General features: G+C 72.8%; 29 protein-coding genes. 16 read left to right on the forward strand and 13 right to left on the reverse strand.

Annotation, left to right across the window (positions count from 1 at the left end; genetic code table 11):
• Positions 1–100: 100 nt before the first annotated feature.
• On the reverse strand, positions 101–1,771 hold the full coding sequence (locus tag C1N71_RS13850; protein WP_137756947.1) for a hypothetical protein: 1,671 nt from the start codon (positions 1,769–1,771) through the stop codon (positions 101–103).
• 333 nt (positions 1,772–2,104) lie between these two features.
• A complete protein-coding gene (locus tag C1N71_RS13855; RefSeq protein ID WP_137756948.1) occupies positions 2,105–2,701 on the reverse strand; it encodes a TetR/AcrR family transcriptional regulator in 597 nt (198 codons plus the stop codon).
• A 161-nt stretch (positions 2,702–2,862) separates the two neighbouring features.
• Here C1N71_RS13855 and C1N71_RS13860 point away from each other — a divergent pair, with 161 nt between their 5' ends.
• Entirely contained in the window at positions 2,863–3,198 is a 336-nt protein-coding gene (locus tag C1N71_RS13860) for a TfoX/Sxy family protein (protein ID WP_137756949.1), read from the forward strand.
• Between the two features lie 123 nt (positions 3,199–3,321).
• Here C1N71_RS13860 and C1N71_RS13865 read toward each other — a convergent pair whose 3' ends face one another.
• The 4 genes from C1N71_RS13865 to C1N71_RS15540 all read right to left on the reverse strand — a co-directional run bounded on the left by C1N71_RS13865 (position 3,322) and on the right by C1N71_RS15540 (position 7,310).
• Positions 3,322–4,371 carry an NAD(P)-dependent alcohol dehydrogenase gene (locus C1N71_RS13865; RefSeq protein WP_137756950.1) on the reverse strand — a complete coding sequence of 350 codons (1,050 nt, stop codon included), beginning with the start codon at positions 4,369–4,371 and terminating at the stop codon, positions 3,322–3,324.
• A gap of 59 nt (positions 4,372–4,430) precedes the next feature.
• Positions 4,431–5,123: an SDR family NAD(P)-dependent oxidoreductase gene (locus C1N71_RS13870; protein WP_137756951.1), complete on the reverse strand. Its 693-nt coding sequence runs from the start codon at positions 5,121–5,123 to the stop codon at positions 4,431–4,433.
• Between the two features lie 75 nt (positions 5,124–5,198).
• The gene (gene paaK / locus C1N71_RS13875; RefSeq protein WP_175414284.1) at positions 5,199–6,518 is read right to left on the reverse strand and encodes a phenylacetate--CoA ligase PaaK; all 1,320 of its coding nucleotides are present in this window, start codon (positions 6,516–6,518) and stop codon (positions 5,199–5,201) included.
• A 177-nt stretch (positions 6,519–6,695) separates the two neighbouring features.
• Complete coding sequence (locus C1N71_RS15540) at positions 6,696–7,310, reverse strand: hotdog fold thioesterase (protein ID WP_368074128.1); 615 nt, start codon at positions 7,308–7,310, stop codon at positions 6,696–6,698.
• A gap of 139 nt (positions 7,311–7,449) precedes the next feature.
• On the opposite strand from C1N71_RS15540, the gene paaA reads away from it, so the two are divergent.
• The 9 genes from paaA (at position 7,450) to C1N71_RS13915 (ending at position 13,786) form a co-directional block, all read left to right on the forward strand.
• Positions 7,450–8,460 carry a 1,2-phenylacetyl-CoA epoxidase subunit PaaA gene (paaA, locus tag C1N71_RS13885; RefSeq protein WP_137756953.1) on the forward strand — a complete coding sequence of 337 codons (1,011 nt, stop codon included), beginning with the start codon at positions 7,450–7,452 and terminating at the stop codon, positions 8,458–8,460.
• A complete protein-coding gene (paaB, locus tag C1N71_RS13890; RefSeq protein WP_137756954.1) occupies positions 8,460–8,765 on the forward strand; it encodes a 1,2-phenylacetyl-CoA epoxidase subunit PaaB in 306 nt (101 codons plus the stop codon). Before paaA ends, paaB begins: the two co-directional genes overlap by 1 nt.
• Entirely contained in the window at positions 8,765–8,911 is a 147-nt protein-coding gene (locus C1N71_RS15065) for a hypothetical protein (protein WP_175414241.1), read from the forward strand. Before paaB ends, C1N71_RS15065 begins: the two co-directional genes overlap by 1 nt.
• Positions 8,908–9,756, forward strand: coding sequence for a 1,2-phenylacetyl-CoA epoxidase subunit PaaC (paaC, locus tag C1N71_RS15070; protein ID WP_175414242.1), 849 nt, complete (start codon positions 8,908–8,910; stop codon positions 9,754–9,756). Before C1N71_RS15065 ends, paaC begins: the two co-directional genes overlap by 4 nt.
• Positions 9,753–10,283, forward strand: a complete 531-nt coding sequence (paaD, locus tag C1N71_RS15075) for a 1,2-phenylacetyl-CoA epoxidase subunit PaaD (protein WP_254678020.1) — start codon at positions 9,753–9,755, stop codon at positions 10,281–10,283. The genes paaC and paaD overlap by 4 nt, the downstream gene beginning before the upstream one ends.
• The gene (paaE, locus tag C1N71_RS13900) at positions 10,284–11,402 is read left to right on the forward strand and encodes a 1,2-phenylacetyl-CoA epoxidase subunit PaaE (protein ID WP_137756955.1); all 1,119 of its coding nucleotides are present in this window, start codon (positions 10,284–10,286) and stop codon (positions 11,400–11,402) included.
• A gap of 68 nt (positions 11,403–11,470) precedes the next feature.
• On the forward strand, positions 11,471–12,151 hold the full coding sequence (locus C1N71_RS13905) for a DUF805 domain-containing protein (protein ID WP_137756956.1): 681 nt from the start codon (positions 11,471–11,473) through the stop codon (positions 12,149–12,151).
• Between the two features lie 102 nt (positions 12,152–12,253).
• The gene (locus C1N71_RS13910) at positions 12,254–13,024 is read left to right on the forward strand and encodes an enoyl-CoA hydratase/isomerase family protein (protein WP_137756957.1); all 771 of its coding nucleotides are present in this window, start codon (positions 12,254–12,256) and stop codon (positions 13,022–13,024) included.
• 36 nt (positions 13,025–13,060) lie between these two features.
• Entirely contained in the window at positions 13,061–13,786 is a 726-nt protein-coding gene (locus C1N71_RS13915) for a DUF805 domain-containing protein (protein ID WP_137756958.1), read from the forward strand.
• Between the two features lie 48 nt (positions 13,787–13,834).
• Here the strand turns inward: C1N71_RS13915 and C1N71_RS13920 are convergent, their stop codons facing one another.
• From C1N71_RS13920 to C1N71_RS13930, 3 genes are read right to left on the reverse strand one after another with little or no spacing between them, the layout of a single operon-like run.
• On the reverse strand, positions 13,835–14,215 hold the full coding sequence (locus C1N71_RS13920; protein ID WP_137756959.1) for a hypothetical protein: 381 nt from the start codon (positions 14,213–14,215) through the stop codon (positions 13,835–13,837).
• 42 nt (positions 14,216–14,257) lie between these two features.
• The gene (locus C1N71_RS13925; protein WP_137756960.1) at positions 14,258–14,539 is read right to left on the reverse strand and encodes a glutaredoxin family protein; all 282 of its coding nucleotides are present in this window, start codon (positions 14,537–14,539) and stop codon (positions 14,258–14,260) included.
• Complete coding sequence (locus C1N71_RS13930; protein ID WP_137756961.1) at positions 14,536–17,073, reverse strand: ATP-dependent Clp protease ATP-binding subunit; 2,538 nt, start codon at positions 17,071–17,073, stop codon at positions 14,536–14,538. Before C1N71_RS13930 ends, C1N71_RS13925 begins: the two co-directional genes overlap by 4 nt.
• Positions 17,074–17,342: 269 nt before the next feature.
• Here C1N71_RS13930 and C1N71_RS13935 point away from each other — a divergent pair, with 269 nt between their 5' ends.
• Positions 17,343–17,771, forward strand: a complete 429-nt coding sequence (locus C1N71_RS13935) for an NUDIX domain-containing protein (RefSeq protein ID WP_217496009.1) — start codon at positions 17,343–17,345, stop codon at positions 17,769–17,771.
• Between the two features lie 116 nt (positions 17,772–17,887).
• On the opposite strand, the gene C1N71_RS13940 is transcribed toward C1N71_RS13935, so the two are convergent.
• Positions 17,888–18,406, reverse strand: a complete 519-nt coding sequence (locus C1N71_RS13940) for a DinB family protein (RefSeq protein WP_137756962.1) — start codon at positions 18,404–18,406, stop codon at positions 17,888–17,890.
• Positions 18,407–18,465: 59 nt separating this feature from the next.
• Between C1N71_RS13940 and C1N71_RS13945 the strand changes: the two genes are divergently transcribed.
• Positions 18,466–18,792, forward strand: a complete 327-nt coding sequence (locus tag C1N71_RS13945) for a GNAT family N-acetyltransferase (RefSeq protein ID WP_175414243.1) — start codon at positions 18,466–18,468, stop codon at positions 18,790–18,792.
• Between the two features lie 19 nt (positions 18,793–18,811).
• Here C1N71_RS13945 and C1N71_RS13950 read toward each other — a convergent pair whose 3' ends face one another.
• Complete coding sequence (locus C1N71_RS13950; protein WP_137756964.1) at positions 18,812–19,201, reverse strand: VOC family protein; 390 nt, start codon at positions 19,199–19,201, stop codon at positions 18,812–18,814.
• 141 nt (positions 19,202–19,342) lie between these two features.
• Between C1N71_RS13950 and C1N71_RS13955 the strand changes: the two genes are divergently transcribed.
• The gene (locus tag C1N71_RS13955) at positions 19,343–19,597 is read left to right on the forward strand and encodes a hypothetical protein (RefSeq protein ID WP_137756965.1); all 255 of its coding nucleotides are present in this window, start codon (positions 19,343–19,345) and stop codon (positions 19,595–19,597) included.
• 77 nt (positions 19,598–19,674) lie between these two features.
• Positions 19,675–19,899 carry a hypothetical protein gene (locus C1N71_RS13960; protein ID WP_137756966.1) on the forward strand — a complete coding sequence of 75 codons (225 nt, stop codon included), beginning with the start codon at positions 19,675–19,677 and terminating at the stop codon, positions 19,897–19,899.
• Between the two features lie 10 nt (positions 19,900–19,909).
• On the opposite strand, the gene C1N71_RS13965 is transcribed toward C1N71_RS13960, so the two are convergent.
• Positions 19,910–20,965 (reverse strand): FUSC family protein, encoded by a 1,056-nt coding sequence (locus C1N71_RS13965; protein ID WP_137756967.1) that lies wholly within the window; start codon positions 20,963–20,965, stop codon positions 19,910–19,912.
• Between the two features lie 127 nt (positions 20,966–21,092).
• Between C1N71_RS13965 and C1N71_RS13970 the strand changes: the two genes are divergently transcribed.
• Positions 21,093–21,461, forward strand: coding sequence for an ArsR/SmtB family transcription factor (locus C1N71_RS13970; protein WP_254678021.1), 369 nt, complete (start codon positions 21,093–21,095; stop codon positions 21,459–21,461).
• 38 nt (positions 21,462–21,499) lie between these two features.
• On the forward strand, positions 21,500–21,967 hold the full coding sequence (locus C1N71_RS13975; protein WP_137756969.1) for an SRPBCC domain-containing protein: 468 nt from the start codon (positions 21,500–21,502) through the stop codon (positions 21,965–21,967).
• A gap of 75 nt (positions 21,968–22,042) precedes the next feature.
• Here the strand turns inward: C1N71_RS13975 and C1N71_RS13980 are convergent, their stop codons facing one another.
• Entirely contained in the window at positions 22,043–23,551 is a 1,509-nt protein-coding gene (locus tag C1N71_RS13980; protein WP_137756970.1) for a tripartite tricarboxylate transporter permease, read from the reverse strand.
• Positions 23,552–23,553: the final 2 nt, after the last annotated feature.

Below are 23,553 nucleotides of genomic sequence, written 5' to 3' on the forward strand. Positions count from 1 at the left end.
CGTTCGTCCCCCATCGACGGCCTCATGAGCGCGGTGGGGTGCGGCGACACGACGAGGGGCGCCGATCCTGCGATCGACGCCCCTCGTCACCGTGGGGTGCTCAGCGACGCGCCCCCCTTCGGACGCCGGTACCGAGCGCGACGAGCAGCGCTCCGGCGAGCAGCACCAGGAGCAGCGGCTCCGCACCGGTCCGCGGCAGCGCGTCGGACTGCGCGGCCTGCGAGGGCGTCGGCTGCGCCGCGACGGGCGCGGGCGCGGATGCGGCAGGCTGCTGCGAGGACGCGGGCGTGCCGACCTCGGTGGGCACCTCGGTCGCGGGCAGCTCGCCGCCGTCGCCTGCGGCCGGGACCTCGGTCGTCGGGTCCGTGGGCTGCGTCGGCGGGTCGACCGCGGGCACGTCGGTGCCCGGCTCCGACGGCGTCGGGTCGCTCGGCGTCGGGTCGCTCGGCGTCGGGTCGCTCGGCGTCGGGTCCGACGGGGTCGGGTCCGAAGGCGTCGGGTCCGAAGGGGTCGGGTCGCTCGGCGTCGGGTCGCTCGGCGTCGGCTCCGAAGGCGTCGGGTCCGAAGGCGTCGGGTCCGACGGCACGGGCTCCGAGGGCTTGGGGTCGCTCGGTGCCGGGTCGGACGGCGTCGGCTCGCTCGGCGTCGGGTCGGACGGCGTCGGCTCGCTCGGCGTCGGGTCGGACGGCGTCGGCTCGCTCGGCGTCGGGTCGGACGGCGTCGGCTCGCTCGGCGTCGGGTCAGACGGCGTCGGCTCGCTCGGCGTCGGGTCAGACGGCGTCGGCTCGCTCGGCGTCGGGTCAGACGGCGTCGGGTGAGACGGAGCGGGGTCGCCGGGCGCGGGCTCCGAGGGCTTGGGGTCGCTCGGTGCCGGGTCGGACGGCGTCGGCTCAGACGGCGTCGGCTCGCTCGGCGTCGGCGTGCCGGTTGCGGGCACGTCGCAGGCGCGAGCGGGGAACGTCCACGAACGTCCCGCATCCGTCGTGATCACGTACTGCCCGTCGATCGGCGCGATGCGCGTGCCGTCGGCGTCCGTGTGCAGTCCGCCTCCCGCAGGCACGACGTACGCGACGCCGTTGATCGTGTAGGTCACCTCGACGGTGGAGGAGCGGTTGTCGAGCACGAAGGCGGCGTCGCAGGCACCGACGTAGTCCTGGATCTGCGGCTCGACGACGACGACGGGCGTCGACGGCGTCGGCTCCGAGGGAGTCGGGTCGGACGGCGTCGGCTCCGAAGGCGTCGGGTCGGACGGCGTCGGCTCGGACGGCGTCGGCTCAGACGGCGTCGGCTCCGACGGCGTCGGCTCGCTCGGCGCGGGCGCGGTGCGGCAGACGGGCGACTGGCGCCCCTCGCCGAAGTGCTCGTTGTACGCCGACATCTGCACCCACACGATGCACGCGCCCATCGGCACGCCCATCGCGTCCCAGGGCAGGAAGCGCTGGCCGATGTACTGCGCGAGCTCGTGACGCTCGCCGCGGCACTCGGCGTCGGATCGCGTGATGCACTTCGCCTCGAAGTGGGCGTTCGCAGGCGTCTGGCGCCCGTCGAGCATGTACCGGACGTTGACGTGTCCGTTGTCCTGGAACACGGCGCCCGCGGGCAGCGTGAGTCCGTCGGCGGTGACGGCGTAGGGGGTCGGGTCGTTCGACCCGCCGGCCATGGCGGGCGACGCGGCGGCGACCGCCACCGCAGGCAGGACGACGACGGCCAGCGCGGCGAGCAGCGCGATGGCGCGGCGGCGCACGCGAGCACGCGGGAGAGGATGGGGCATGGAGCTCTTCTCGACGAAGCGCTCGAGCCGTGAGCGCGGACGGGCACGATGTCGCGAGCGGCGAGGGACGTGCGGCCGACGGCAACGATGGCGTGGAACTGAGGAATCCGCAGCGAAAAGTTGAGGAATGCACGACTGTCACAAGTGCAGGCGTCGAAGAGGTGCTCTCGTTGGAGGAACACGCAAAGCGTCGTACCCCGAACGGACGGCGACGGAATCCGAATCCGATTCGACTCTGCGCGACGGAATCCGAAGGATGTTCGAGAACCGCAGGACGAGCACGTCGACGACGCGCGACGCGTTCCCGTTGGCGTTGGCGTTGGCCCAGGTGACTCAGCGCGCGCGGATGCCGTCCAACGCGATCGCGAGCGCGTCCTCCGCCAACCGCTCGGCGCCCTCCGGACCGCCCGGTCGGTACCACTCCACGATCGAGTTGACCATGCCGAACAGCAGCCGCTCGACGATGCGTGCATCGACGTCGGGCCGCACGGCCCCGGCGTCCTGCGCCTCCCGCACGAGGGCCTGCATCGCGCGGTCGAAGTCGCGCCGTCGCCGCAGCGCGTCGCGCTCCACGTCGGTGTTGCCGCGCACGCGCAGCAGCAGCGTCACCTCGGGCAGGCGCTCGACGAGCACATGCACCGCGCCGCGCAGGACATGGGCGAGGCGGTCCTCCGCGGGACCGCCGAGGGCCTCCGACTCGGCGGCGACGGCCTCGAGCCCGCCGAGCGCGGCGTCGAGGGCTGCGGCGAGCAGCGCCTCCTTCGACGCGAAGTGGTGGTAGATCGCCGACTTCGACAGCCCGAGACGATCCGCGAGCACCGCGATCGACGTCGCGTCGTAGCCGTGCTCGATGAACGTCGCGACGGCGACCGCCAGGATGCCGGCCCGGTCGTACCCGGGGCGACCCCTGCGCTGCTCGACGTGGGCCATCCCTCCATCTTCGCCGACCCGGGCCGCGACGCCGCGCGTCGAGCTCGCGTTTCGCTGGCGATGCGAGCGGTAGGAGGGGGATGCTCCCTCCGCCGCCCCGGATCGCCTGCGATGCGCAGCTGGAGGGGCAAGGCGTGGGCGGTGCGTGCCATGCTCGGCGCATGGCCGTCGACCCGTCGCTCGTCGAGCGCATCCGCCCGCTCCTCGCCGAGCACGAGCCGGTCGACGAACGGCGCATGTTCGGCGGCCTCGCCTTCCTGGTGCACGGGCACATGGCCGTGTGCGTGAGCGGCCAGGGCGGCCTCATGGTCCGGGTGCGCGACGACGAGCGGGATGCGTTGCTCGCGCTCGACGGCGCGGGCGAGATGGTGATGAGCGGTCGCCCGTCGAGGACGTGGCTGCGCGTGCAGGGTCCCGTGCTCGACGACGACGCCGTGCTCGCCGAGTGGGTCGAGCGCGGCCTCGAGGTGATCGACGACCTGCCGCCGAAGGCCTGAGCCGGGCCGATCTCCTGCGTCGAGCCTGTTGCGTTCTGCAGGCGATCCCGGGCCCTGAGGGGAATGTTCCCTCGAGAGCCCGAATCGCCTGCAGAACGCGATCTGCGCGACCCGCGCCGAGTGTCAGCCGGCGTGCGGCACGATGACGGCGCGCGCGTCGAGCGTGCCCTCCTCGAGCCTGCGGTACGCCTCGGGGGCGTCCTCGAGCGAGAAGCGCTCGACGTCGGGCACGATCTGGCCGCGCCGATACATCGCCACGACCTCGTGCAGGTCGGCGATCGAGCCCCAGTACGTGTTGGTGATGACGGCCTCGTACGGGTTCGTGAAGAACGACCACGACACCTCGCCGCCGGCGATGCCGACGACCGAGAGGCGGCCGCCGCGCGCGAGCACCGCCTGGCCGAGCTGGATGGTGGGCGTGGCGCCCACGAGGTCGAAGACCGCATCCACGCCCTTGCCACCCGTCGCCTCGCGCAGCTGCTCGGCCTGGTCGCCGGATGCGTCGATCGCGACCGCGCCGCGGGCGACGGCGCGGTCGACGGCGTCCTGCTTGCGGTCGGTGACGTAGACCGTGGCGCCCGTGAGCGCCGTGAGGATCTGCACGGCGATCTGGCCGAGGCCGCCGAGGCCGATGACGAGTGCCGTCGAGCCGCCCCTCGCGAGCACCGGCTGCGCCAGCGTGATCGCGTGGTAGGGCGTGAGCGCGGCGTCGGCGAGCGGCGCCGCAGCCACGGGATCGGCGTCGCCCAGCGGCACGAGGTTGCGGGCGGGCACGGTCACGTACTCGGCCATGCCGCCGTCGCGGCCGAGACCCGTCGCGAGGTAGGGCATCTCGGCGACGCGCTCGCAGTACGTGTCCTGACCCTGCGAGCACGGCACGCAGCGGCCGCACCCGATGGGGCCGTAGACGAGGAACGCCTCGCCGGGCTCGATGCCCGTCACGCCCTCGCCGAGCTCCTCCACCCATCCGGAGGTCTCGTGGCCGAGCGTGAACGGCGGCGCCATGCCCTTCGGCGCCGTCGCGGCCTCGAACTCGGCATAGGCGGCGACGTCGGAGTGGCACGCGCCCGCACCCGCGACCTTCAGCAGGACCTCGCCGGGGCCCGGCGTCGGCCGGTCCACGTCCTGCAGGGTGGGCTTCGTCTTCCAGTCGGTGAATCGCAGCGCGCGCACGGTGGTGCCTCCAGGGTCGTCGATGGGCCGCCCTCGAGGCTACGCCTCGCGTCGCGGCCTCAGGCGCGCTGGCGCGGCCGCAGCGACGACAGGCCGCCGTCGACCCCGAGGACCTGGCCCGTGATCCAGGCGTTCGCCGGATCGAGCAGGAAGACGACGGCGCGCGCGACGTCGTCCGGCTCGCCGAGCGTGCCGAGCGGATGCATCGCCTCCGACGCCGCCCGGCTCTGGTCCGACGCGGTGAGCTGCTCGGTGAGGCGCGTCTGGACGAGCCCGGGTGCGACGGCGTTGATCCGCAGCCCGCGGTTGGCGTACGTCGCGGCCGACGAGTGGACGAGGCCGATGACGCCCGCCTTCGCCGCGGCGATCGCGTCGTGGTTCGGCAGGCCCGCCTGCACCGCGGCCGACGAGACGAGCACGACCGCACCGCCCGAGCGCATGTGCTTGCCGGCGGCGCGCACGGCGGCGAACGAGGTCGTGAGCGAGGCGGCGACGATCTGGTCGTACTCCTCGCGCGACGTGAGGTGCGCCGGCTTCAGCAGCAGCGAGCCGGCGAAGCAGGCGATGCCGTCGAACGGACCGTGCTCCCCCACCGCCGCCTCCACGGCGTCGAAGTCGGTCGCGTCGAGCACGACGTCCGCCGCGCCCTCCTGCCGCGCGGTCGTGACGACCTCGTGGCCGGCGTCGCGCAGCAGCGCGACGGCGCGGGAGCCGATGCCGCTCGACGCGGCGATGACGAGGATGCGTGCCATGCGCCGAGCGTCGCACGACGGCTGCGGCGCCGCCGGGGCTTGACGGCTCCCCTCCCCCGTGCCGACGAGCGAGGGTCAGGCGCCGGCGGGCTGGTCGCGCAGGTCGTAGACGCGCTTGAGCTTTCCCTCGCTGCGCGGCAGGTGCCCGGGCTCCACGAGGCGCACGTCGACGCTCGTGCCGATGCGCTCCTTCACGAGCAGCTGCAGCCGATCCGCCGCCTGCCTCGCGGCGTCGGCCGACGCATCCGGGTCGGGCTCGATGCCGACGGTGAGCGCATCCATGCGCCCGTTGCGTGTGAGCTCGAGCACGAAGTGCGGCGAGAGGCCGTCGACGCCGAGCGCGATCTCCTCGATCTGCGTCGGGAACAGGTTCACGCCGCGCAGGATGATCATGTCGTCGTTGCGCCCGGTGATCTTCTCGATGCGACGCATCGCCGTGCGGCCGGTGCCGGGCAGGAGGCGCGTGAGGTCGCGCGTGCGATAGCGGAGCACGGGGAACGCCTCCTTCGTGAGCGACGTGAAGACGAGCTCGCCGCGCTCGCCGTCCGGCAGCGGCGCGCCGGTCTCGGCGTCGATGATCTCGGGCAGGAAGTGGTCCTCCCAGATGTGCGGCCCGTCCTTCGTCTCGACGCACTCGCTGCCGACCCCCGGGCCCATGACCTCGGAGAGGCCGTAGATGTCGACGGCGTCGATGTCGAGCCGCTCCTCGAGCTCGTGGCGCATCTCGTTCGTCCACGGCTCGGCGCCGAGCACGGCGACCTTGAGGCTCGTCGATCGCGGATCGACGCCCGCCGCCTCGAGGGCGTCGGCGATCGTGAGCAGGTAGGAGGGCGTGCAGAGGATGGCGTCGGGCTCGAAGTCGCAGATGAGCTGCGCCTGCCGCGCCGTCTGGCCGCCGGACATGGGGATGACGGTGGCGCCGAGGCGCTCGATGCCGGCGTGCGCGCCGAGGCCGCCGGTGAAGAGGCCGTAGCCGTACGCGTTGTGCACCTTCATGCCGCGGCGGATGCCGGCGGCGCGCAGGCTGCGGGCCACGAGGTCGCCCCAGCGCTCGAGGTCGCCCGCCGTGTAGCCGACGACGGTCGGCTTGCCGGTCGTGCCGCTCGAGGCGTGGATGCGCGCCACCTGCTCCATCGGCACCGCGAACATCCCGAACGGATAGGTCTCGCGCAGGTCGGCCTTCGTCGTGAACGGCAGCCGTGCGACGTCGGCGAGCGTGCGGATGTCGGCGGGCGCGACGCCCGCGGCGTCGAGCCTCGCGGTGTACAGCGGCACGTTGGCGTAGGCGTGGTGCACCGTGCGCTGCAGGCGCTCGAGCTGCAGGGCCTCGAGGTCGGCGCGGCTGAGGCGCTCCTCGGGGTCGCGCTCCTCGGGCGGCGTCGCGGCCACACGCATCCGCGCGGCGACGAGCGCGCCGTCGGCGCGTTCGGGGTTCGTGATCGTCATCTCAGACTCCTTCGTCTGCTGCCTCTGCGTCCGGTCCGCGGATCGATTGGGCAGTAGTGGTTCGCTCTGCGGCGTGTCGCCAGCCACTACTGCCCAATCGATCGGCAGCGGTGACCACTCGGGGCGTCAGGGGGCGGGGAGGGGGCGGGCGGTGGTGAACGAGCGGCCGCGGAACTCCGCGACGACGTCGCCCGTCTCGTCGGTGACCTGCACGTCGTAGAGGCCCGTGCGCCCCTGCTGCGTGCGACGCACCGCGGTGGCGGTGAGCGTCTGGCCGGGATGCGTCGACTTGAGGAAGGTGACGTCGGCGCCCTGCGCCACCGTCATCGCCTCGCCGTCGTTGCACGCGATCGCGAACGCCGTGTCGGCGAGCGCGAAGACGAGGCCGCCGTGGGTGATGGCGAACCCGTTCGTGAGCTCGGGGCGCACGACCATCGACGTCACGGCGAAGCCGTCCTCGTCGCGCTCGACGCGCATTCCCAGCAGCGCCGAGGCGGCGTCGCGCAGCATCATGGCGCGCGTGTGCGGGCGCGCGGCGGCGACCGCGTCGCCGGTGAGCCCGGATGCGGCGACGGGGCTCGCGCCATCGAACGCGTCGTCACGGCCGGAGGCGTCCGATGCCGTCGCGGCGGATGCGGTCGCCGCGACGGCGCTCGCGTCGGAGGCGCTCGCGTCCGCGTCGGATGCCGTCCCGCCGACCGCGCTCGCCGCGTCGGTCCGGGTGGTCGCTGCGTCCGGCATCCGCACTCCCTCGTGCTCGTGTCCTCCGCGACCGGGGTGGTCCGGCTCGCGTCGTGCCGCTATAGTAACTGAACGATCGTTCGGTAATCCACTCGACGCGGTGACGCACCGGGCGATCGACGAATCCGAGGAGTCGACGATGACCGCACCACTCGCCCCCGCGAGCACGCAGGACGACGCGACCGCGCGCGCCGAGCAGGCAGCGCGCGACGAGGCCGGCCAGGCGCGCTTCGACGCGCTCATCGAGGCCGACGGCCGCATCGAGCCGCGCGACTGGATGCCCGCGGCATACCGGAGGACGCTCATCCGTCAGATCTCGCAGCACGCCCACTCCGAGATCATCGGCATGCAGCCCGAGGCCAACTGGATCACGCGCGCCCCGAGCCTCAAGCGCAAGGCGATCCTCATGGCGAAGGTGCAGGACGAGGCGGGCCACGGCCTCTACCTCTACTCCGCGGCGCAGACGCTCGGCATCGCTCGCGAGGAGATGACCCAGCAGCTCATCGAGGGCCGCGCGCGCTACTCGTCGATCTTCAACTACCCGACGCCGACGTGGGCGGACATGGGCGCGATCGGCTGGCTCGTCGACGGCGCCGCCATCGCGAACCAGGTGCCGCTGTGCCGCGCCTCCTACGGCCCCTACGGCCGTGCGATGGTGCGCATCTGCAAGGAGGAGTCGTTCCATCAGCGGCAGGGCTTCGAGATCCTGCTCGAGCTCATGCAGGGCACCGACGCGCAGCGCCGCATGGCGCAGGACGCGGTCGATCGCTGGTACTGGCCGTCGCTCATGATGTTCGGCCCGCCGGACGACGAGTCGCCGAACTCCGCGCAGTCCATGGCATGGAACATCAAGCGCTTCTCGAACGACGAGCTGCGCCAGCGCTTCGTCGGCATGCTCGTGCCGCAGGCGGAGGTGCTCGGCATCACGCTGCCGGATCCGAACCTCCGCTGGAACGAGGAGACGGGCGCGTACGACATGTCCGAGATCGACTGGACCGAGTTCCACGAGGTGCTCGCCGGCCGCGGACCCTGCAACGCGCAGCGCCTGCAGCACCGCCGGCAGGCGCACGACGACGGCGCCTGGGTGCGCGAGGCGGCGCATGCGTACGCCGAGCGTCAGGCGGCGGCGACCGAGCAGGCGGCGGCCTGATGGCCACGCCTGGCGAGGTCGGCACCGAGGCCTGGCCGCTCTGGGAGGTCTTCGTGCGCGCCAACCGCGGCCTGAGTCACGTGCACGTCGGCTCGCTGCACGCGCCCGACGCGACGATGGCCATCCGCAACGCGCGCGACCTCTACACGCGCCGCGGCGAGGGCGTGTCGATCTGGGTCGCGCCGGCCGACGGCATCACGACGAGCGACCCCGACGAGAAGGACGAGTGGTTCGAGAGCCCCGCGGGCAAGAACTACCGCCACGCGATCTACTACACGAAGACCGAAGGCGTGAAGCACCTGTGATGGGCACCGAGCTCGCACACGAAGCGATTGGCGACTTCGGCACGGTCGAGATCGCCAATCGGTGGCAGGAGTCGCCGATCGCCGGTGCGGAAGTCGCCGATCGGTGGGCGAAGTCGCCAATCACCGGATGGGCGGTGGCGCGATGAGCCACGACATCAGCACCGGCGTCGAGGGCGAGGAGGCTCACGGCGACGTCACGGTCGACGAGCTCGACCTCGCGAGCGAGCTCGCCGGCGCCGACGGCGCCGTCGCGACGTCCGACGTCGCCGAGTACGCGCTCTGGCTCGGCGACGACGCGCTCATCCTCGCCCAGCAGCTCGGATGGTGGATCTCGCGCGCGCCCGAGCTCGAGGAGGACGTCGCGCTCGGCAACATCGGCCTCGACGTGCTCGGCCACGCCCGATCGTTCCTGCGCTACGCCGGCACGGCCGACGGGCGCAGCGAGGACGACCTCGCCTACTGGCGCGACGAGCCCGACTTCCGCAGCGCGTGGCTGTTCGAGGCCCCGAACGGGCACTTCGGCGACACGATCGCACGCCAGCTCGTCGCCTCCGCCTTCCAGCTCAAGCTGTACCGCCGCCTCGCCGACTCCGCCGATCCGGCCCTCGCTGCCATCGCGACGAAGTCGGTGAAGGAGGTCGCCTACCACCTCGACCACGCGACGCAGTGGACGCTGCGCCTCGGCGGCGGCACCGAGCTGTCGCACGCGCGCATCCAGCAGTCGCTCGTCGACGTGTGGCCGCTCGTCGACGAGCTCTTCCGCGACGAGCCGCTCGTCGATCGCCTCGAGGGCATCGCGGTGCGACCGTCGACGCTGCGCGAGCCCGTGCTGGCCCGCATCCGCGCCATCCTCGACGCCGCCGGGCTCGAGGAGCCGAGCGTCGAGCCGTCGATGGCGGGCGGACGCCGGGGCCGCCACTCGACGCGTCTGGGCTACCTGCTCGCCGAGATGCAGGTGCTCGCGCGCGCACACCCGGGAGCGTCGTGGTGACCGCGCTCGCCGCCCTGCCCGCGACGCCCGACGCGCACGGTGACGCCGCCTCGCAGGCGGCCTGGAAGGTCGCGGCGCAGGTGACGGATCCCGAGGTCCCCGTGCTCACGATCGCCGACCTCGGCGTGCTGCGCTCGGTCGCGAGCGACGGAGAGGCCGTCCACGTCGTGCTGACGCCGACGTACTCCGGCTGCCCCGCGATCGACCAGATGCGCGACGACGTCGTGCTGCAGCTCACCGCCGCGGGCTATGCCGACGTGCGCGTGGACTTCACGCTCACGCCCGCCTGGACGACCGACTGGATGAGCGCCGACGGCAAGGCGAAGCTGCGCCGCTACGGCATCGCCCCTCCCAACGGTCGCGCACCGCACCTCGACGGCCCCGTGCGCATCGCGATAGCCGTGAAGTGCCCGCGCTGCGACTCCCTCGACACCGTCGAGCTCGCCCGCTTCGGCTCGACGTCGTGCAAGGCGCTCTACGAGTGCCGCTCGTGCCTCGAGCCGTTCGACTTCTTCAAGGTGCTCTAGATGGCCGCGCAGAACCTCACGCCGCCGCGCGCGCAGCGCGCCCGCTTCCATCCGCTCGAGGTCGCCGAGGTGCGCCCGCTCACCGCCGAGAGCGTCGAGGTGACGTTCGCCGTGCCGACCGAGCTGCAGGGGCAGTACGACTACGTGCCCGGCCAGCACGTCGCGCTGCGTGCGACGATCGACGGGCGCGAGGTGCGCCGCTCTTACTCGATCTGCCGCCCGCCGACCCCCGGATCCGTGTCGGTCGCGATCAAGCGCGACCTCGGCGGCGTCTTCTCGACGTGGGCGCACGACGCGCTGACGCCCGGCACGGTCGTCGACGTCATGAGCCCGCAGGGCACGTTCACGTCGGGGCTCGACGACCTCGCGGGTCGGCACGTCGTCGGCATCGCGGCCGGCAGCGGCATCACGCCCCTCATGGCCGTCGCCCACCGGGTGCTGTCGCAGGCCGACGACTCGCGCTTCACGCTGCTGTACACGAACCGCTCGCAGCTCGACGTGATGTTCGTCGAGGAGCTCGCCGACCTCAAGGATCGCTACCGCGGCCGCCTCGCGCTCCACCACGTCCTCACGCGCGAGCAGCGCACGGCGCCGCTGCTCTCGGGCCGCATCGACGAGGCGCGGCTCGGCCGCATCCTCGACGCGCTCATTCCGCCGGAGTTCGTCGACGAGTGGTTCCTGTGCGGGCCGTTCGAGCTCGTGCAGCTGTGCCGCGACGTGCTCGAGGCCCGCGGCGTCGACGCCTCGCACGTGCGCTTCGAGCTCTTCACGACCGGTCGCCCCGAGCGCGTCGAGGGGGATGCGGGCCGCCCGGTCGAGGTGCGCCGCGGCGAGCCGACGTGGCGGCTCGACTTCACCCTCGACGGCCAGTCCGCGAGCGTCGAGAGCCCGGTCGCCGCGAACGAGTCGATCCTCAACGCGGCGCTGCGCGTGCGGCAGGACGTGCCCTTCGCGTGCGCGGGCGGCGTGTGCGGCACGTGTCGCGCACGCGTCGTCGAGGGCAGCGTGTCCATGACCGAGAACTACGCCCTGGAGCCCGACGAGCTCGAGCGTGGCTACGTGCTCACGTGCCAGTCGCATCCCAAGGGCGAGCGCGTCGTCGTCGACTACGACGTCTGACGGGGCACCCAGGCCGCATCCAGCCTCGTCGCAGGCTTCGCCCAGCGACCGCGCGGGAGGATCGTGCCATGAGCACTGCGAACGTCGACGTGCCGATCGGCACCCCCGTCTACGGCATCGGCTTCATGCCGGCCGTCAAGCGCTACGTGAAGGGCATCTTCACGTTCTCGGGCCGCGCCTCGCGCGGCGAGTTCTGGTGGGGCTACCTCGCGCTCGCCATCGTGTCCGTGATCCTCGGCATCATCGTCGGCATCGTCGCTGGCGTGGAGTCGGCGGCGCTCGTCGCGTCGTACTCGTCGTCCGTCGCCGTCGACCCGTACGCGGCGCCGCCCGTGCCGATCGCGACGGTCATCGTCAGCATCCTCCTCGCGATCGTCACGATCCCGATCGCGATCATGACCCTTGCCGCCGGCGCGCGCCGTCTTCGCGATGCGGGCTTCTCGCCCCTGCTCCTGCTCCTCTCCCTCGTGGGCCTCGGCATCGTCTGGCTCATCATGTGCGCGCTGCCGACGAAGGATGCGGGTGCCGGCTACGGCCAGCCCCAGCAGGCCTACGGCCAGCAGTCCGGCTACGGGCAGCCGCAGCAGGGCTATGGCCAGCCGCAGCAGGGCGGCTACGGTCAGCAGCCGCAGCAGTCGTACCCGCCGGTGCCCCCGTCGTCGGCGCAGCAGCAGCCCTGGGGGCAGCAGCCGGGTCAGCAGCAGCCGCCGCAGCAGGGTCAGCAGCCGCCGAGCTTCGGCCAGCAGTAGCCCCGAACCCGTCACGAGGGCCCGGACGCACCCGCGTCCGGGCCCTCGTCGCATCCGAGGCGCCGCCCGCGAGAGGATGGCTGCATCGCGCGAAGGAGCAGCATGATCGACCTCACCATCGAGCACGAAGTGGCCGAGATCACCCTCGACGCCCCCGAGCGGCGCAACGCGCTCGACGAGGGCGCGCTGCAGGATCTGGCGATGGCGATCGCCGATGCCGAGTCGGCCGACGTGCGCGCGCTCGTCCTGCGCGGCGAGGGCCCGTCGTTCTGCGCCGGCCGCGACATCTCGAGCGTCGACCCCGCGACCGACGACGTCACGGGCTTCCTCGGTCACCGCGTCCAGCCGCTGCTCGAGCACCTGAGCGCCTTCCCCGCCCCGACGTTCGCCGCCGCCCACGGCGCGTGCCTCGGCGTGGGGCTCGGGCTGCTCGTCGCGACCGACGTCGTCTACGTCGCCGAGTCGGCGCGGATCGGCAGCCCGTTCGCGAACCTCGGCGCCACCCTCGACTCCGGTGGCCACGCGCTGTTCGTCGAGCGGCTCGGCACGCACCGCACGCTCGACCTCATCTACTCCGGTCGACTCATGACGGGTGCGGAGGCCGTCACGGCCGGCCTCTTCTCGCAAGCGCTGCCGGACGACGAGGTGCTGGGCGCGACGCGGGCCGCGGCCGCGCACGCCGCGCAGGGCGCGACCCTCGCCTTCCGAGCCTCGAAGGAGCTCGTGCGCGAGCTGCGCGACGAACGACTCGGGCTGTGGCGCTCGATGTCGCACGAGACGCGCGCGCAGGCGCGGCTCGCGCGCTCCGACGACTACCGCGAGGGCTTCGCCGCCTTCCAGCAGAAGCGCACCCCGACGTTCCGCGGCCGCTGAGGCTGGCGCTCAGCCTCGCCGAGCGAGGATGGTCGCATGACGACGCCTGACCTCCCGGCAGCGCCCGCACCGCTCGATCAGCCGCAGTACGGCGCGACCTTCCGCCAGGGCGTCGGCAGGTTCTTCCGCAAGTACGCCACCTTCCGCGGGCGTGCGAGCCAGAGCGAGCTGTGGTGGGGCGTGCTGATCACGGCGATCCTCGGGCTCGTGTCCGCGGCGCCGTACGTCGTCTCGGCCATCGGGTACAGCGTGTCGAGCGCGCTCACGATCACGTCGGATCCCGCCGACGCGCTCTCGGGCATGATGACGTGGATCATCCTGCTGCTCGCATCGCTCGCCTTCATGGCGCTCGTCTCTCTCGCGACGATCGTGCCGACGCTCGCGCTCATCGTGCGGCGCCTGCACGACGTGGGGTGGACGGGGTGGCTGTGCCTGCTGCAGTGGCCCACGAGCGGCGCCTGGATCTACGCGCTCGGCTTCCTGCCCGCGCGCGCCGACGGGCTGCGCTACGAGCAGCCGGGGTCGCTCGCGCTCGTGCCGCCGGACGTCGCTGCGCAGATGCATGCGATGGCGATGGCGTACGGCGCGCAGCCGCCGTACGGTCCGTCGCATCCGTTCGGCGTCCAGCGCGCAGGCGAGCCCGTGCAGGTCGCGGTGCCGTGGCCGGCGATGCCGCAGCCCGCCCCGCAGCCCACGATGCAGCCGCAGCAGATGCACCACGCGGGACAGCCCGCCGACTGGTCGGCGCAGCAGCCGGGCTGAGACCGGATCGCTGCGGCGCAGGCGCGCGTCGGCGCGGGGCTCGAGCCCTCAGGCCTCGGTGATCGTGACGTAGAGGCGGTCGCCCTCGACCTCGAGGAGGACGACGTGCTCGCCGTCCGCGTACGTCGACGCGCCCGCCTCCGCGAAGCCGTCGGCCTCCAGCGCCGCGACGTAGTCGTCGATCGTGCCGCCGCGCAGCTCGTAGACGGCCGTGAAGGCGATGATGAGATCGGTCTCCTCGACGAGCGGCAGGTCGGGCCTCGGCACCGACGTCGGCCACGCACCCGCCGAGTCGCCCCCGCCGAGCAGGTCGACGTCGCCGCCGACGCCCGCACCGTCGTCGGCGCAGCCGCTCGTCACGGCCACGAGCATCGCCGCGCACGCGACGAGGGGCAGCCCTGCGGCTGCCCCTCGTCGTGTCCTGCGCATGCGTTCACCCTCGCACGCGCGGCTGGATGCGGACCCGGCGGCTCAGACGATCCCGAGCTCGCGCAGCTTCGCCTCGACGTCCGCGTTCGAGGGCTCCACGTGATGCGTCGCGTCCGGGTAGACGACGACCGGGATCTGCGTGCGGCCCGAGATGTCGCGCGCCACCTCGACGGCGTCGGGCTCCGCCTCGAGGTCGACGTACCGATAGGGCACGCCGAGCCCGTTGAGCTGCGCCTTCGTGCGGCGGCAGTCGCGGCACCACTCGGCGCCGAACATCGTGATCTGCTCCGTCGTGGCTGCGTCGGGCGTGGTCGCGTCGGTCATGCTGCGATCCTCGCATCCTCGACGTGCCCGGGCTCGGCGACGGCCGCGGCCAGCGCATCCGCCTCCACGGTCACCGCCACGGCTCCGCCGTCGGCGACCGCTCCCGCGACGAGCAGGTCGGCGATGCGGTCGTCGACCTCGCGCTGGATGAGGCGGCGCAGCGGACGCGCACCGAGCTCGGGCTCGTACCCGTGCTCGGCGAGCCACGCCACGGCGGCGTCGTCCACGTCGGTGCGGATGCCCTGGCGGGCGAGCCGCGCCGACGTCTGCGCGAGCAGCATCCGCACGATCGTCTGCAGCTGCTCCCGCTCCAGGGCGCGGAACAGCACGATGTCGTCGATGCGGTTGATGAGCTCGGGGCGCATCGCCTCGCGCAGGCGACCCATGACGCGGGCGCGCAGCTCCTCCTCCGAGAAGCCCGAGCCGCCGTGCGCGACGAAGCCCATGGCGCCCGACCTGCTCGCGAGCGTCTCGGAGCCGAGGTTGGAGGTCATGATGACGACCGCGTTGCGGAAGTCGACCGTGCGGCCCTGGCCGTCGGTGAGGCGACCGTCCTCGAGCACCTGCAGGAGGAGCGTGAGCACGTCGGGGTGCGCCTTCTCGATCTCGTCGAGCAGCACGACCGAGTACGGGCGGCGGCGGATGCGCTCGGTGAGCTGGCCGGCCTCGTCGTAGCCGACGTAGCCGGGAGGGGCGCCGATGAGCCGCGAGACCGTGTGGCGCTCGCCGAACTCCGACATGTCGAAGCGCACCATCGCGGACTCGTCGCCGAAGAGGGACGCGGCGAGGGTCTTCGCGAGCTCGGTCTTGCCGACGCCGGTCGGGCCGAGGAAGAGGAACGATCCGATCGGGCGCGATTCGTCGCCGAGCCCCGAGCGCGAGCGACGGATGGCGCGGGCGACGGCCTCGACGGCGTCGTCCTGCCCGACGACGCGCTCGTGCAGCTCGTCGCCGAGCCGGGCGAGGCGCTGCCGGTCGTCGTCGCCGAGCGACGACGCGGGGATGCCCGTCGCGCGGCTCACGACCTCGGCGATCTGCGGGGCGTCGACGACGGCCTGGGTCGTGCGGGCGATCGGCGTCTCGCCGGCGAGCTCCGCCTGCACGGCCTGGATGCGGTCGCGGATGCGCGACGCCTCCTCGTAGTCCTCGCGCGCGATCGCGCCGTTCTTGTCGGCCTCGAGCGTCGCGAGCTCCGCCTGCAGCGCGGTGACGTCGATCGCACGGCCGAGCCGCAGGCGCAGGCGCGCGCCGGCCTGGTCGACGAGGTCGATCGCCTTGTCGGGCAGGAAGCGGTCGGTGACGTAGCGGTGCGACAGGTCGACGGCGGCGCGCAGCGCCTCATCGGTGTAGCGCACGGCGTGGTGCTCCTCGTAGGCCGAGCGGATGCCCTGCAGGATCGCCACGGCGTCCTCGACGGACGGCTCGGCGACGTGCACGGACTGGAAGCGGCGGGTGAGCGCCGCATCCTTCTCGATGCGGCGGTACTCCGCGAGCGTCGTCGCGCCGATCATGTGCAGGTCGCCGCGCGCGAGCCGCGGCTTCAGGATGTTCGCCGCGTCCATGCCGCCCTCGCCGCCACCGGCTCCGAGGATCGTGTGCAGCTCGTCGATGAAGACGACGAGGCCGTCGCGGTTCGCCGCGATCTCGTCCATGGCCTTGCCGATGCGCTCCTCGAAGTCGCCGCGGTAGCGGGTGCCCGCGACCATGGCGGTCATGTCGAGCGCGATGACGCGCTTGCCCTCGAGCTGCGGCGGCACGTCGCCGGCGACGATCGCCTGGGCGAGGCCCTCGACGATCGCGGTCTTGCCGACGCCGGCCTCGCCGATGAGGACGGGGTTGTTCTTCGTGCGACGAGCGAGGATCTCGATCGTCTGCGCGATCTCGTCGCTGCGCCCGATGACGGGGTCGATCTCGCCTGCCTCGGCTCGCGCCGTGAGGTCGATGCCGAACTCGTCGAGCGTCGGCGTCGTCGACTCGGGGTTCGCGCTCGATGCCGTGCGCGGCTCGCGACCCTCCGCCTGCGCACGCTGCGCCTCCGCCATCGCGCGACCGAGCGACTCCTGGGTCACGCCGTTGGCGTCGAGGATGCGGCCGGCGACGGTGTCCTGCGCGAGCAGCAGGGCGAAGAGCAGGTGCTCGGGGTCGATGTAGCTCGCGCCGTTCGCGCGGGCGACCTGGTAGGCGTCGCGCAGCACGCGCTGCGCGCTCGCCGTGAGGACCTGCGGCGCGTCGGTGGCCTCGGTCTCGGCGGGCAGCCGCTCCTCGGCGGCGCGCTCGATGGCGCCGACGTCGGCGCCGGAGGCGCGGATCGCCTCGGCGACCTGCGGGTGGGCGACCGTCGCCTGCAGCAGGTGCAGGGCGTCGACATCCTGGTGTCCGTGCTCGCGGGCGCGCTCGACGGCGCTCGCGAGAATCGATGCGGCGCGTCGGGTGAGCAGCCGCGAGACGTCGATCTGACGGCCGGCGCCCTGCGCCTGCAGCAGTCGAGCGAGGAAGTCGTCGAACGATCCGCTGGGACCGGTGAACGCGGGCATCCTGCCTCCAATGAAACTTGCGTCTGGTTCGCTCAAGGATACGGATGTGAGCGACCTACGCTCAAGTCAGCACCGGGGTGGTCGACGGCATTCCCGGGGGTCGTTCGCCCACGGCGGACCGCCCGACGATCTCGCCGACGGTCTTGCGTCTCGCAGGCGATCCGGCGAGCGGAGGGAGCATTCCCCTCGGCTCCCGGGATCGCCTGCGATGCGCGGCGTCGGGATGTGCCAGGCACGGCGGCCACGACGGGTCACCCTACGCTCGAGCGGTGACCTCCACTCGCGCCATCGCCGTCGCGCTGCCCGTTCGCGACGGCCACGTGCTCGTGCTCGACGGCGTCGACCGCACGAAGGGCGAGCGGTTCCATCGCGCCATCGGCGGCGGGATCGAGGTGGGCGAGACGCCCGAGCAGGCGCTGCGGCGCGAGCTCTTCGAGGAGCTCGACGTGACGATCGAGGAGGCGGTGCCGCTGGGCATCGTCGACAACCGCTTCGTCTACGAGGGCGAGCCCGGCCACGAGATCGTCCACGTCTTCGCCGTGCGCTCGCGCGCGATCGACGCCATCCCGCTCGACGCGCGACTGCACGTGCTCGACGAGGGCAGCCCCGTCGGCTGGCGGCCGCTCGACGGCCTCGACCGCCCGCTGTACCCGACGGGATGCGAGGCGCTCGCGAGGGAGTGGGCGGGGCGAGGCTGATGCGGCCGGCAGGCGCGACGTCACCCCACAGCTGGTCGAGGAGCGCGCGAGCGCAGCGAGCACGCGTCACGAGACCTGAGCGTCGACCACGACGCCGAGCACCGACGCCCCGCGCGTCAGCCCTTGGTGACGTCCCAGGCGTGATGCTCGAGGTCGTGCAGCGCGTAGACGCCGAGCGAGCGCACCGTGAAGCGGGAGCCGTTCGAGCGGCGACCCGGCCGCTCCCACGCGTCCGCGGGCACGGATGCGTAGGCCTCGGCGAGCTCGGCGCCGGCGACGTCGAGCTCGATGGCCACGCGCGGCGGGCGCTGCTCGCCGTACGCCTCCTCCACGGCCGTCGCATCCTGATCCCAGTTCGCGAACACCGGGTCGTCCTGGGCGAGCATCGCGTCGAGCCGCTCGCGCATGATGCGGCACACGTCGCGCGCATGCGCGGCGTACTCGAGCTTCGACCACGTGGCCTCGTCCGGCCGCTCGCGCGCGTCGTCGTCGTGCAGCGCGCGGTGGAGCGTGCCGACGGCCGCACGGATGCGGCCAGGCAGCTCGGCGTCCGGCACGTCCGGCGCGAACCCGCATTCGGCGCACGGCCGCTCGAGCACCCAGGTCCAGTCCTTCACGTCGGGCTCGATCGGCATGCCTCGATCCTCGCAGGCCGGGGATGCGCCACGCGCGCACGACTGGCAGTGTCGAGCGCATGAGCACCGTACGCATGGGCGAGGCCCGCGACCGATTCGAGATCCTCGACGACGCCGGCGTCGTCGCGGGGCGGGCCTACTTCGTGGAGGCGTCGGGCGCGCGCGTCTTCTTCCACACCGTCGTCGACGACGCGTACGCGGGCCAGGGCCTCGGGAAGGTGCTCGTCGTGGCGGCGCTCGACGCCACCCGCGCCGACGGCATGCGGGTGATGCCGGTGTGCCCGTTCGTGGCGAAGGTCGTGGAGCGCGACCACCGCTGGGACGACGTCGTCGTCGAGGTCACGCAGGAGGGGCTCGACGCGATCGAGGCGCGCACGCGACGCTGACGCCTCCCCGCAGCGGCCCTCAGATCGTGATCGATCCGTCGGCCGCGATGGGCCAGTCGGGGTTGTGCGCGACCTCCCACACGTAGCCCTCGGGATCGGCGAACGCTCCCGTGATGCCGCCCCACTCGGCCTGCGCCGCCGGACGCACGACCGTGCCACCCGCCGCATCCGCCTCGGCGAGCACCGCGGCGACCTCGTCCGGCGTCCGCACGTTGTGGGCGATCTCGACGCCCGGGGCACCATGGCCGCGGACGCCCGTCCACAGCGCGAAGACGAGGCCGCCGACCTGGAAGAAGCACACCTCGTCGTCGGGCTGCTGCGCATCCGCCCAGCCGAGCGCCTCGTAGAAGGCGCGCTCGCGCGCGAGGTCGCGGACACCGAGGGTGATGAGGCTGATGCGCTGCTCCATGGAGGCGACGGTAGCCCCCGCCCCCGTCGCACCCCGGCACCGGCCGGGATCATCCCCGAGGATGACGGGCGCGAGCCCTCCGGACGACGCGCTGCACCCCCTCCCGCCGCGAGGCTCGAGGAGAACCGCGAGGAGGGCGACATGGACATCGTGGAGCGGGCGCAGGACCTGATGAACCTGGGCGTCGTCGTGTACGCGGCGATCGCCCTCATGCTGCTCGGGATGCTGGCGCTGCTGTGCGTCGGCGTCGCCGTCGTCGAACGGCGCGGCACGGCCCGCGAGCGCCGACGCAGCACCCGCGCGGCGCTCGCCGGCGCGTCCTACGGGGCGCCGCGTGCTCGCCTCGCGCTGAGCCGTCGGCGCGGGTGCGACACGCCCGGGCGGCGTGCCGCGTGACGAACGCCGCCGTCGTGACGTCTCCAGGAGGACGTCAAGGAGGTTCGTCGATCGCGTCGCGCGGTCGGCACGACGGCATGGGCAGGAACGAGCACGACCGATCGCTCCCCGGGAGCATCGACGACACGGGCGACCTCGGTCGCATCTGGGACGAGCTGGAGCGGCTCGCCGATCGGATCGACAGACGGTCGCCGAGGGACGAGGGCGACGGAGCGGTCGACGGCTCGGATCCCCAGGGCCCCGACCATCCCGACGACGACGCGCATCCCGCACCGCCAGACGAGGACGATCCCGAGGCCTGATCGACGCGGCTCAGTCGGCCGTGAGCTCCTCGTGCACGCGGCGCAGGTCCTCCAGCATCGAGCCGATGACCACCCAGTGCTCGGGATGCGGCGACACCACGACGAGCGGCGCCGTGAGCAGCGGCCCGGTGTCGGAGGCGGCATCCGCACCGACCTCGGGGAGTGCGGCGCGGATGCGCAGGTCGTGCGCTGCGCGGCGCAGCTCGGAGGCGATCTGCTCCATCACGGGCTCGCGGTGCAGCGAGTCGTCGTAGTGGTCGCGCATGGTGCGCGTCATGCCTGCGACGCGCGTGACGAGCACGCCGAGCCTGGCGAGCTCGTCGTCGTACGCGGCCAGCTCGCCGCGGTGCCGGCCGCCGCGCCAGTTGAGCGCGAGCGAGTCCTCGGCCGTCGCGACGGCCGCCTGCGCGCGGGCGAGCATGGGTCGCAGCAGCCGCACCTCGACGAGGTTGCCCTCGAGCGCGCCCCGGCCGACGGGCTCGGATGCGGCGAGGGCGAGCCGCTCGAGGCTGCGCGCGATCTCCTCGGCGAGCGAGCGCACCTCGCGGCGCGCGGGCTCGATGAGCACGGGCGGCACGATGAGCAGGTTGACGACGAACGCGATCGCGGCGCCCAGCACGGTCTCGGCGATGCGGTCGATCGCGTAGATGGGCGACGCGGCGCCGAGCGCGAGCACGAGCATCGCCGAGATCGGGATCTGGTTCGACGTCTGCTGCGACAGCCGCAGCGCCCACGCGAGCAGGATCGAGACGACGACGGCGACGAGGATGATCCACGCGGCCGAGCCGAACAGCAGCGAGATGCCCGTGGCGAGCACGACGCCGACGATGACGCCGATCGAGCGCTCGAGGGCGCGCCCGAGCGACTGGTTCACGCTCGGCTGCACGACGATGAGCGCCGCGATGACGGCGAAGATCGGCGGCTCCTCGGCGATGAGCGCGTCGGCGGCGAACCACGCGGCGATGGCCGCGACGCTCGTCTTCACCACCTGCAGGAAGGGCACGCGGCCGACCGCGCGGATGCGCGACACCCACGCCGTGGTGCGTCGCAGCTGCCAGCGGGCCATGACCCCTCCCCTCGTCGGCTCCATCCTCTCCGACTCCGCCTCGCCTTCGTTCCTCAACCGATCGGTTGACAAGGCGACGACGTCGTGCCACGCTCTTCTCAACCGATCAGTTGAGAAGGAGGCGACGGTGGATGCATCGCTCGACAAGGCGTTCGCGGCCCTCGCCGACGCGACCAGGCGCGCCCTCGTGGCGCGGCTGTCGCTCGGCGACGCGACCGTCGGCGAGCTCGCCGCCCCCTTCGACGTCAGCCTGCAGGCCATCTCGAAGCACCTCGCGGTGCTCGAGGCGGCCGGCCTCGTGACCAAGGGTCGCGACGGCACGCGCAGGCTCGTGCACCTCGAGGCGCACGCGCTCGGATCCATGACGTCGTGGATCGAGCAGCACCAGCGGCAGGCGGAGGAGCGCTTCCAGCGCCTCGACGCCGTGCTCGACGAGCTGCGAGCGGCCGACGCCGCAGCCACCGCATCCGACGACACCACCGAATCCCGGGCCTGACCCGACCACGGCCGCCCGCATCCGATCAGGAGACCATCATGGACGCCACCATCACCGCCGACCCCACCGTCCCCGTCATCCGCATCACGCGCGACTTCCACGCCACGCCCGCGCAGCTGCTGCGCGCGCACACCGACCCCGACCTCTACGTGCGCTGGAACGGCCCCGAGGGCACGCAGGTGCGCCTCGACCGCTGGGACGCCGTCTCGGGCGGCGCGTGGGCGATGACCCACGTGCACGAGGGGCAGGAGTACGGGTTCCGCGGCACCTTCCACGACGTGTCCGAGGCCGGCATCGTGCAGACCTTCGAGTTCCTCGGCGCCCCGGGCGTCGCACTCGAGACGCTCACGTTCGAGGACCTCGGCGACGGCCGCACGCGCCTCCACGCGCAGTCGCTCGTCGACTCGTTCGAGGCGCGCGACGCCTGGCTCGCGAGCGGCATGGAGCGCGGCGTGAACGACGGCTACGCCAAGCTCGACGCGCTCGTCGAGGAGGGCGCGGTCTGACGCGCTCGCATCGCGACGTGGAGCGGGCCGCCGAGGGAGCACTCCCCTCGACGGCCCGCTGGCGTCATCCGCGGCTCAGTCCTCGTCGACGAAGACCACCTCGCGGCGCTTGCGGATCGTCGGCAGCAGCGACAGCACGAGCGCGGCGCCTGCGACGAGCAGCAGCACGAGCGAGATCGGCCGCGTCACGAAGACCGACGGGTCGCCCTGGCTGATGAGCAGCGCACGTCGCAGGTTCTCCTCGAGCAGCGGCCCGAGCACGAAGCCGAGCAGCAGCGGCGCCGGCTCGCAGCCCGCCTTCACGAGCACGAAGCCGAGGATGCCGAACACCGCGACGGCGAGCACGTCGTACATGCTCCCCGAGATCGAGAACGTGCCGATCGCGGCGAACAGCACGATCATCGGGAACAGCAACCAGTAGGGCACCCGCAGCATGCGCACCCAGATGCCGATGAGCGGCAGGTTGAGCAGCACGAGCAGCAGGTTGCCGATCCACATCGAGGCGATGAGGCCCCAGAACAGCACGGGCTCGTCGTCGATGACGCTCGGCCCGGGCGTGATGCCCTGGATGATGAACGCGCCGAGCATGAGCGCCATCACCGGATGCGCCGGGATGCCGAGCGTCAGCAGCGGGATGAACGACGTCTGCGCCGCGGCGTTGTTCGCCGCCTCCGGGCCCGCGACGCCCTCGATGGCACCCTTGCCGAACTGGTCGGGGTGCTTCGAGATGCGCTTCTCGAGCGAGTACGAGCCGAACGAGGCGAGGATGTGGCCGCCGCCCGGCAGCAGGCCGAGCAGCGAGCCGAGACCCGTCGCGCGGAGGATGGGCGCCGCCATGCGACGGAAGTCGTCGCGAGCGGGCCACAGCCGCGACACCTTGGCGACGAGCTTCTCGCGCCGGTCGGGGTCGGCGAGGTTCTTCAGGATCTCGGCGATGCCGAAGATGCCGACCGCGAGCGCGACGAAGTCGACGCCCCCGTCGAGGTCGCGGATGCCGAGCGTGTAGCGCGCGACGCCCGTGAAGGTGTCCTGACCGATCGTCGACAGGAGGATGCCGAGCGCGATCGCGCCGACCGCCTTCAGCACCGAGCCGGCCGCGAGCGCCACGGAGACGATGAGGCCCAGGACGACGAGCGCGAAGTACTCCGGTGCGCCGAACGAGAGCGCGACGGCCGCGAGCGGCGGCGCGGCGACGGCGAGCAGGAGCGTCGCGACGGTGCCGGCGAAGAACGACGCGATCGCCGCCGTCGCGAGCGCCGTGCCCGCCTTGCCGAGCCGCGCGAGCTGATGGCCGTCGATCGCCGTCACCGCCGACGACGACTCGCCCGGCAGGTTGATGAGGATCGCGGTGGTCGATCCGCCGTACTGCGCGCCGTAGTAGATGCCCGCGAGCATGATGAGCGCCGTGACCGGCTCGTCGAACGTGAAGGTGATCGGCAGCAGCAGCGCGACGGTCGCCGTCGGGCCGATGCCCGGCAGCACGCCGACCGCGGTGCCGATGGCGACGCCGAGGAGGCAGAACAGCACGTTCTGCCACTGCAGCGCCGTCGAGAGGCCCAGCGCGAGGTCGTCGAGGAGATCCACGG

It is taken from the genome of Agrococcus sp. SGAir0287, assembly GCF_005484985.1.
GTDB lineage: Bacteria > Actinomycetota > Actinomycetes > Actinomycetales > Microbacteriaceae > Agrococcus.

Excerpts from the sequence above, each read along its gene's own strand:
- C1N71_RS13850 (WP_137756947.1), bottom strand. The coding sequence starts at position 1,771 with ATGCCCCATCCTCTCCCGCGTGCTCGCGTGCGCCGCCGCGCCATCGCG.
- C1N71_RS13855 (WP_137756948.1), bottom strand. The coding sequence starts at position 2,701 with ATGGCCCACGTCGAGCAGCGCAGGGGTCGCCCCGGGTACGACCGGGCC.
- C1N71_RS13860 (WP_137756949.1), top strand. The coding sequence starts at position 2,863 with ATGGCCGTCGACCCGTCGCTCGTCGAGCGCATCCGCCCGCTCCTCGCC.
- C1N71_RS13870 (WP_137756951.1), bottom strand. The coding sequence starts at position 5,123 with ATGGCACGCATCCTCGTCATCGCCGCGTCGAGCGGCATCGGCTCCCGC.
- paaK (WP_175414284.1), bottom strand. The coding sequence starts at position 6,518 with ATGCGTGTGGCCGCGACGCCGCCCGAGGAGCGCGACCCCGAGGAGCGC.
- C1N71_RS15540 (WP_368074128.1), bottom strand. The coding sequence starts at position 7,310 with ATGCCGGACGCAGCGACCACCCGGACCGACGCGGCGAGCGCGGTCGGC.
- paaA (WP_137756953.1), top strand. The coding sequence starts at position 7,450 with ATGACCGCACCACTCGCCCCCGCGAGCACGCAGGACGACGCGACCGCG.
- paaB (WP_137756954.1), top strand. The coding sequence starts at position 8,460 with ATGGCCACGCCTGGCGAGGTCGGCACCGAGGCCTGGCCGCTCTGGGAG.
- C1N71_RS15065 (WP_175414241.1), top strand. The coding sequence starts at position 8,765 with ATGGGCACCGAGCTCGCACACGAAGCGATTGGCGACTTCGGCACGGTC.
- paaC (WP_175414242.1), top strand. The coding sequence starts at position 8,908 with ATGAGCCACGACATCAGCACCGGCGTCGAGGGCGAGGAGGCTCACGGC.
- paaE (WP_137756955.1), top strand. The coding sequence starts at position 10,284 with ATGGCCGCGCAGAACCTCACGCCGCCGCGCGCGCAGCGCGCCCGCTTC.
- C1N71_RS13905 (WP_137756956.1), top strand. The coding sequence starts at position 11,471 with ATGAGCACTGCGAACGTCGACGTGCCGATCGGCACCCCCGTCTACGGC.
- C1N71_RS13910 (WP_137756957.1), top strand. The coding sequence starts at position 12,254 with ATGATCGACCTCACCATCGAGCACGAAGTGGCCGAGATCACCCTCGAC.
- C1N71_RS13915 (WP_137756958.1), top strand. The coding sequence starts at position 13,061 with ATGACGACGCCTGACCTCCCGGCAGCGCCCGCACCGCTCGATCAGCCG.
- C1N71_RS13920 (WP_137756959.1), bottom strand. The coding sequence starts at position 14,215 with ATGCGCAGGACACGACGAGGGGCAGCCGCAGGGCTGCCCCTCGTCGCG.
- C1N71_RS13925 (WP_137756960.1), bottom strand. The coding sequence starts at position 14,539 with ATGACCGACGCGACCACGCCCGACGCAGCCACGACGGAGCAGATCACG.
- C1N71_RS13930 (WP_137756961.1), bottom strand. The coding sequence starts at position 17,073 with ATGCCCGCGTTCACCGGTCCCAGCGGATCGTTCGACGACTTCCTCGCT.
- C1N71_RS13940 (WP_137756962.1), bottom strand. The coding sequence starts at position 18,406 with ATGCCGATCGAGCCCGACGTGAAGGACTGGACCTGGGTGCTCGAGCGG.
- C1N71_RS13945 (WP_175414243.1), top strand. The coding sequence starts at position 18,466 with ATGAGCACCGTACGCATGGGCGAGGCCCGCGACCGATTCGAGATCCTC.
- C1N71_RS13950 (WP_137756964.1), bottom strand. The coding sequence starts at position 19,201 with ATGGAGCAGCGCATCAGCCTCATCACCCTCGGTGTCCGCGACCTCGCG.
- C1N71_RS13955 (WP_137756965.1), top strand. The coding sequence starts at position 19,343 with ATGGACATCGTGGAGCGGGCGCAGGACCTGATGAACCTGGGCGTCGTC.
- C1N71_RS13960 (WP_137756966.1), top strand. The coding sequence starts at position 19,675 with ATGGGCAGGAACGAGCACGACCGATCGCTCCCCGGGAGCATCGACGAC.
- C1N71_RS13965 (WP_137756967.1), bottom strand. The coding sequence starts at position 20,965 with ATGGCCCGCTGGCAGCTGCGACGCACCACGGCGTGGGTGTCGCGCATC.
- C1N71_RS13975 (WP_137756969.1), top strand. The coding sequence starts at position 21,500 with ATGGACGCCACCATCACCGCCGACCCCACCGTCCCCGTCATCCGCATC.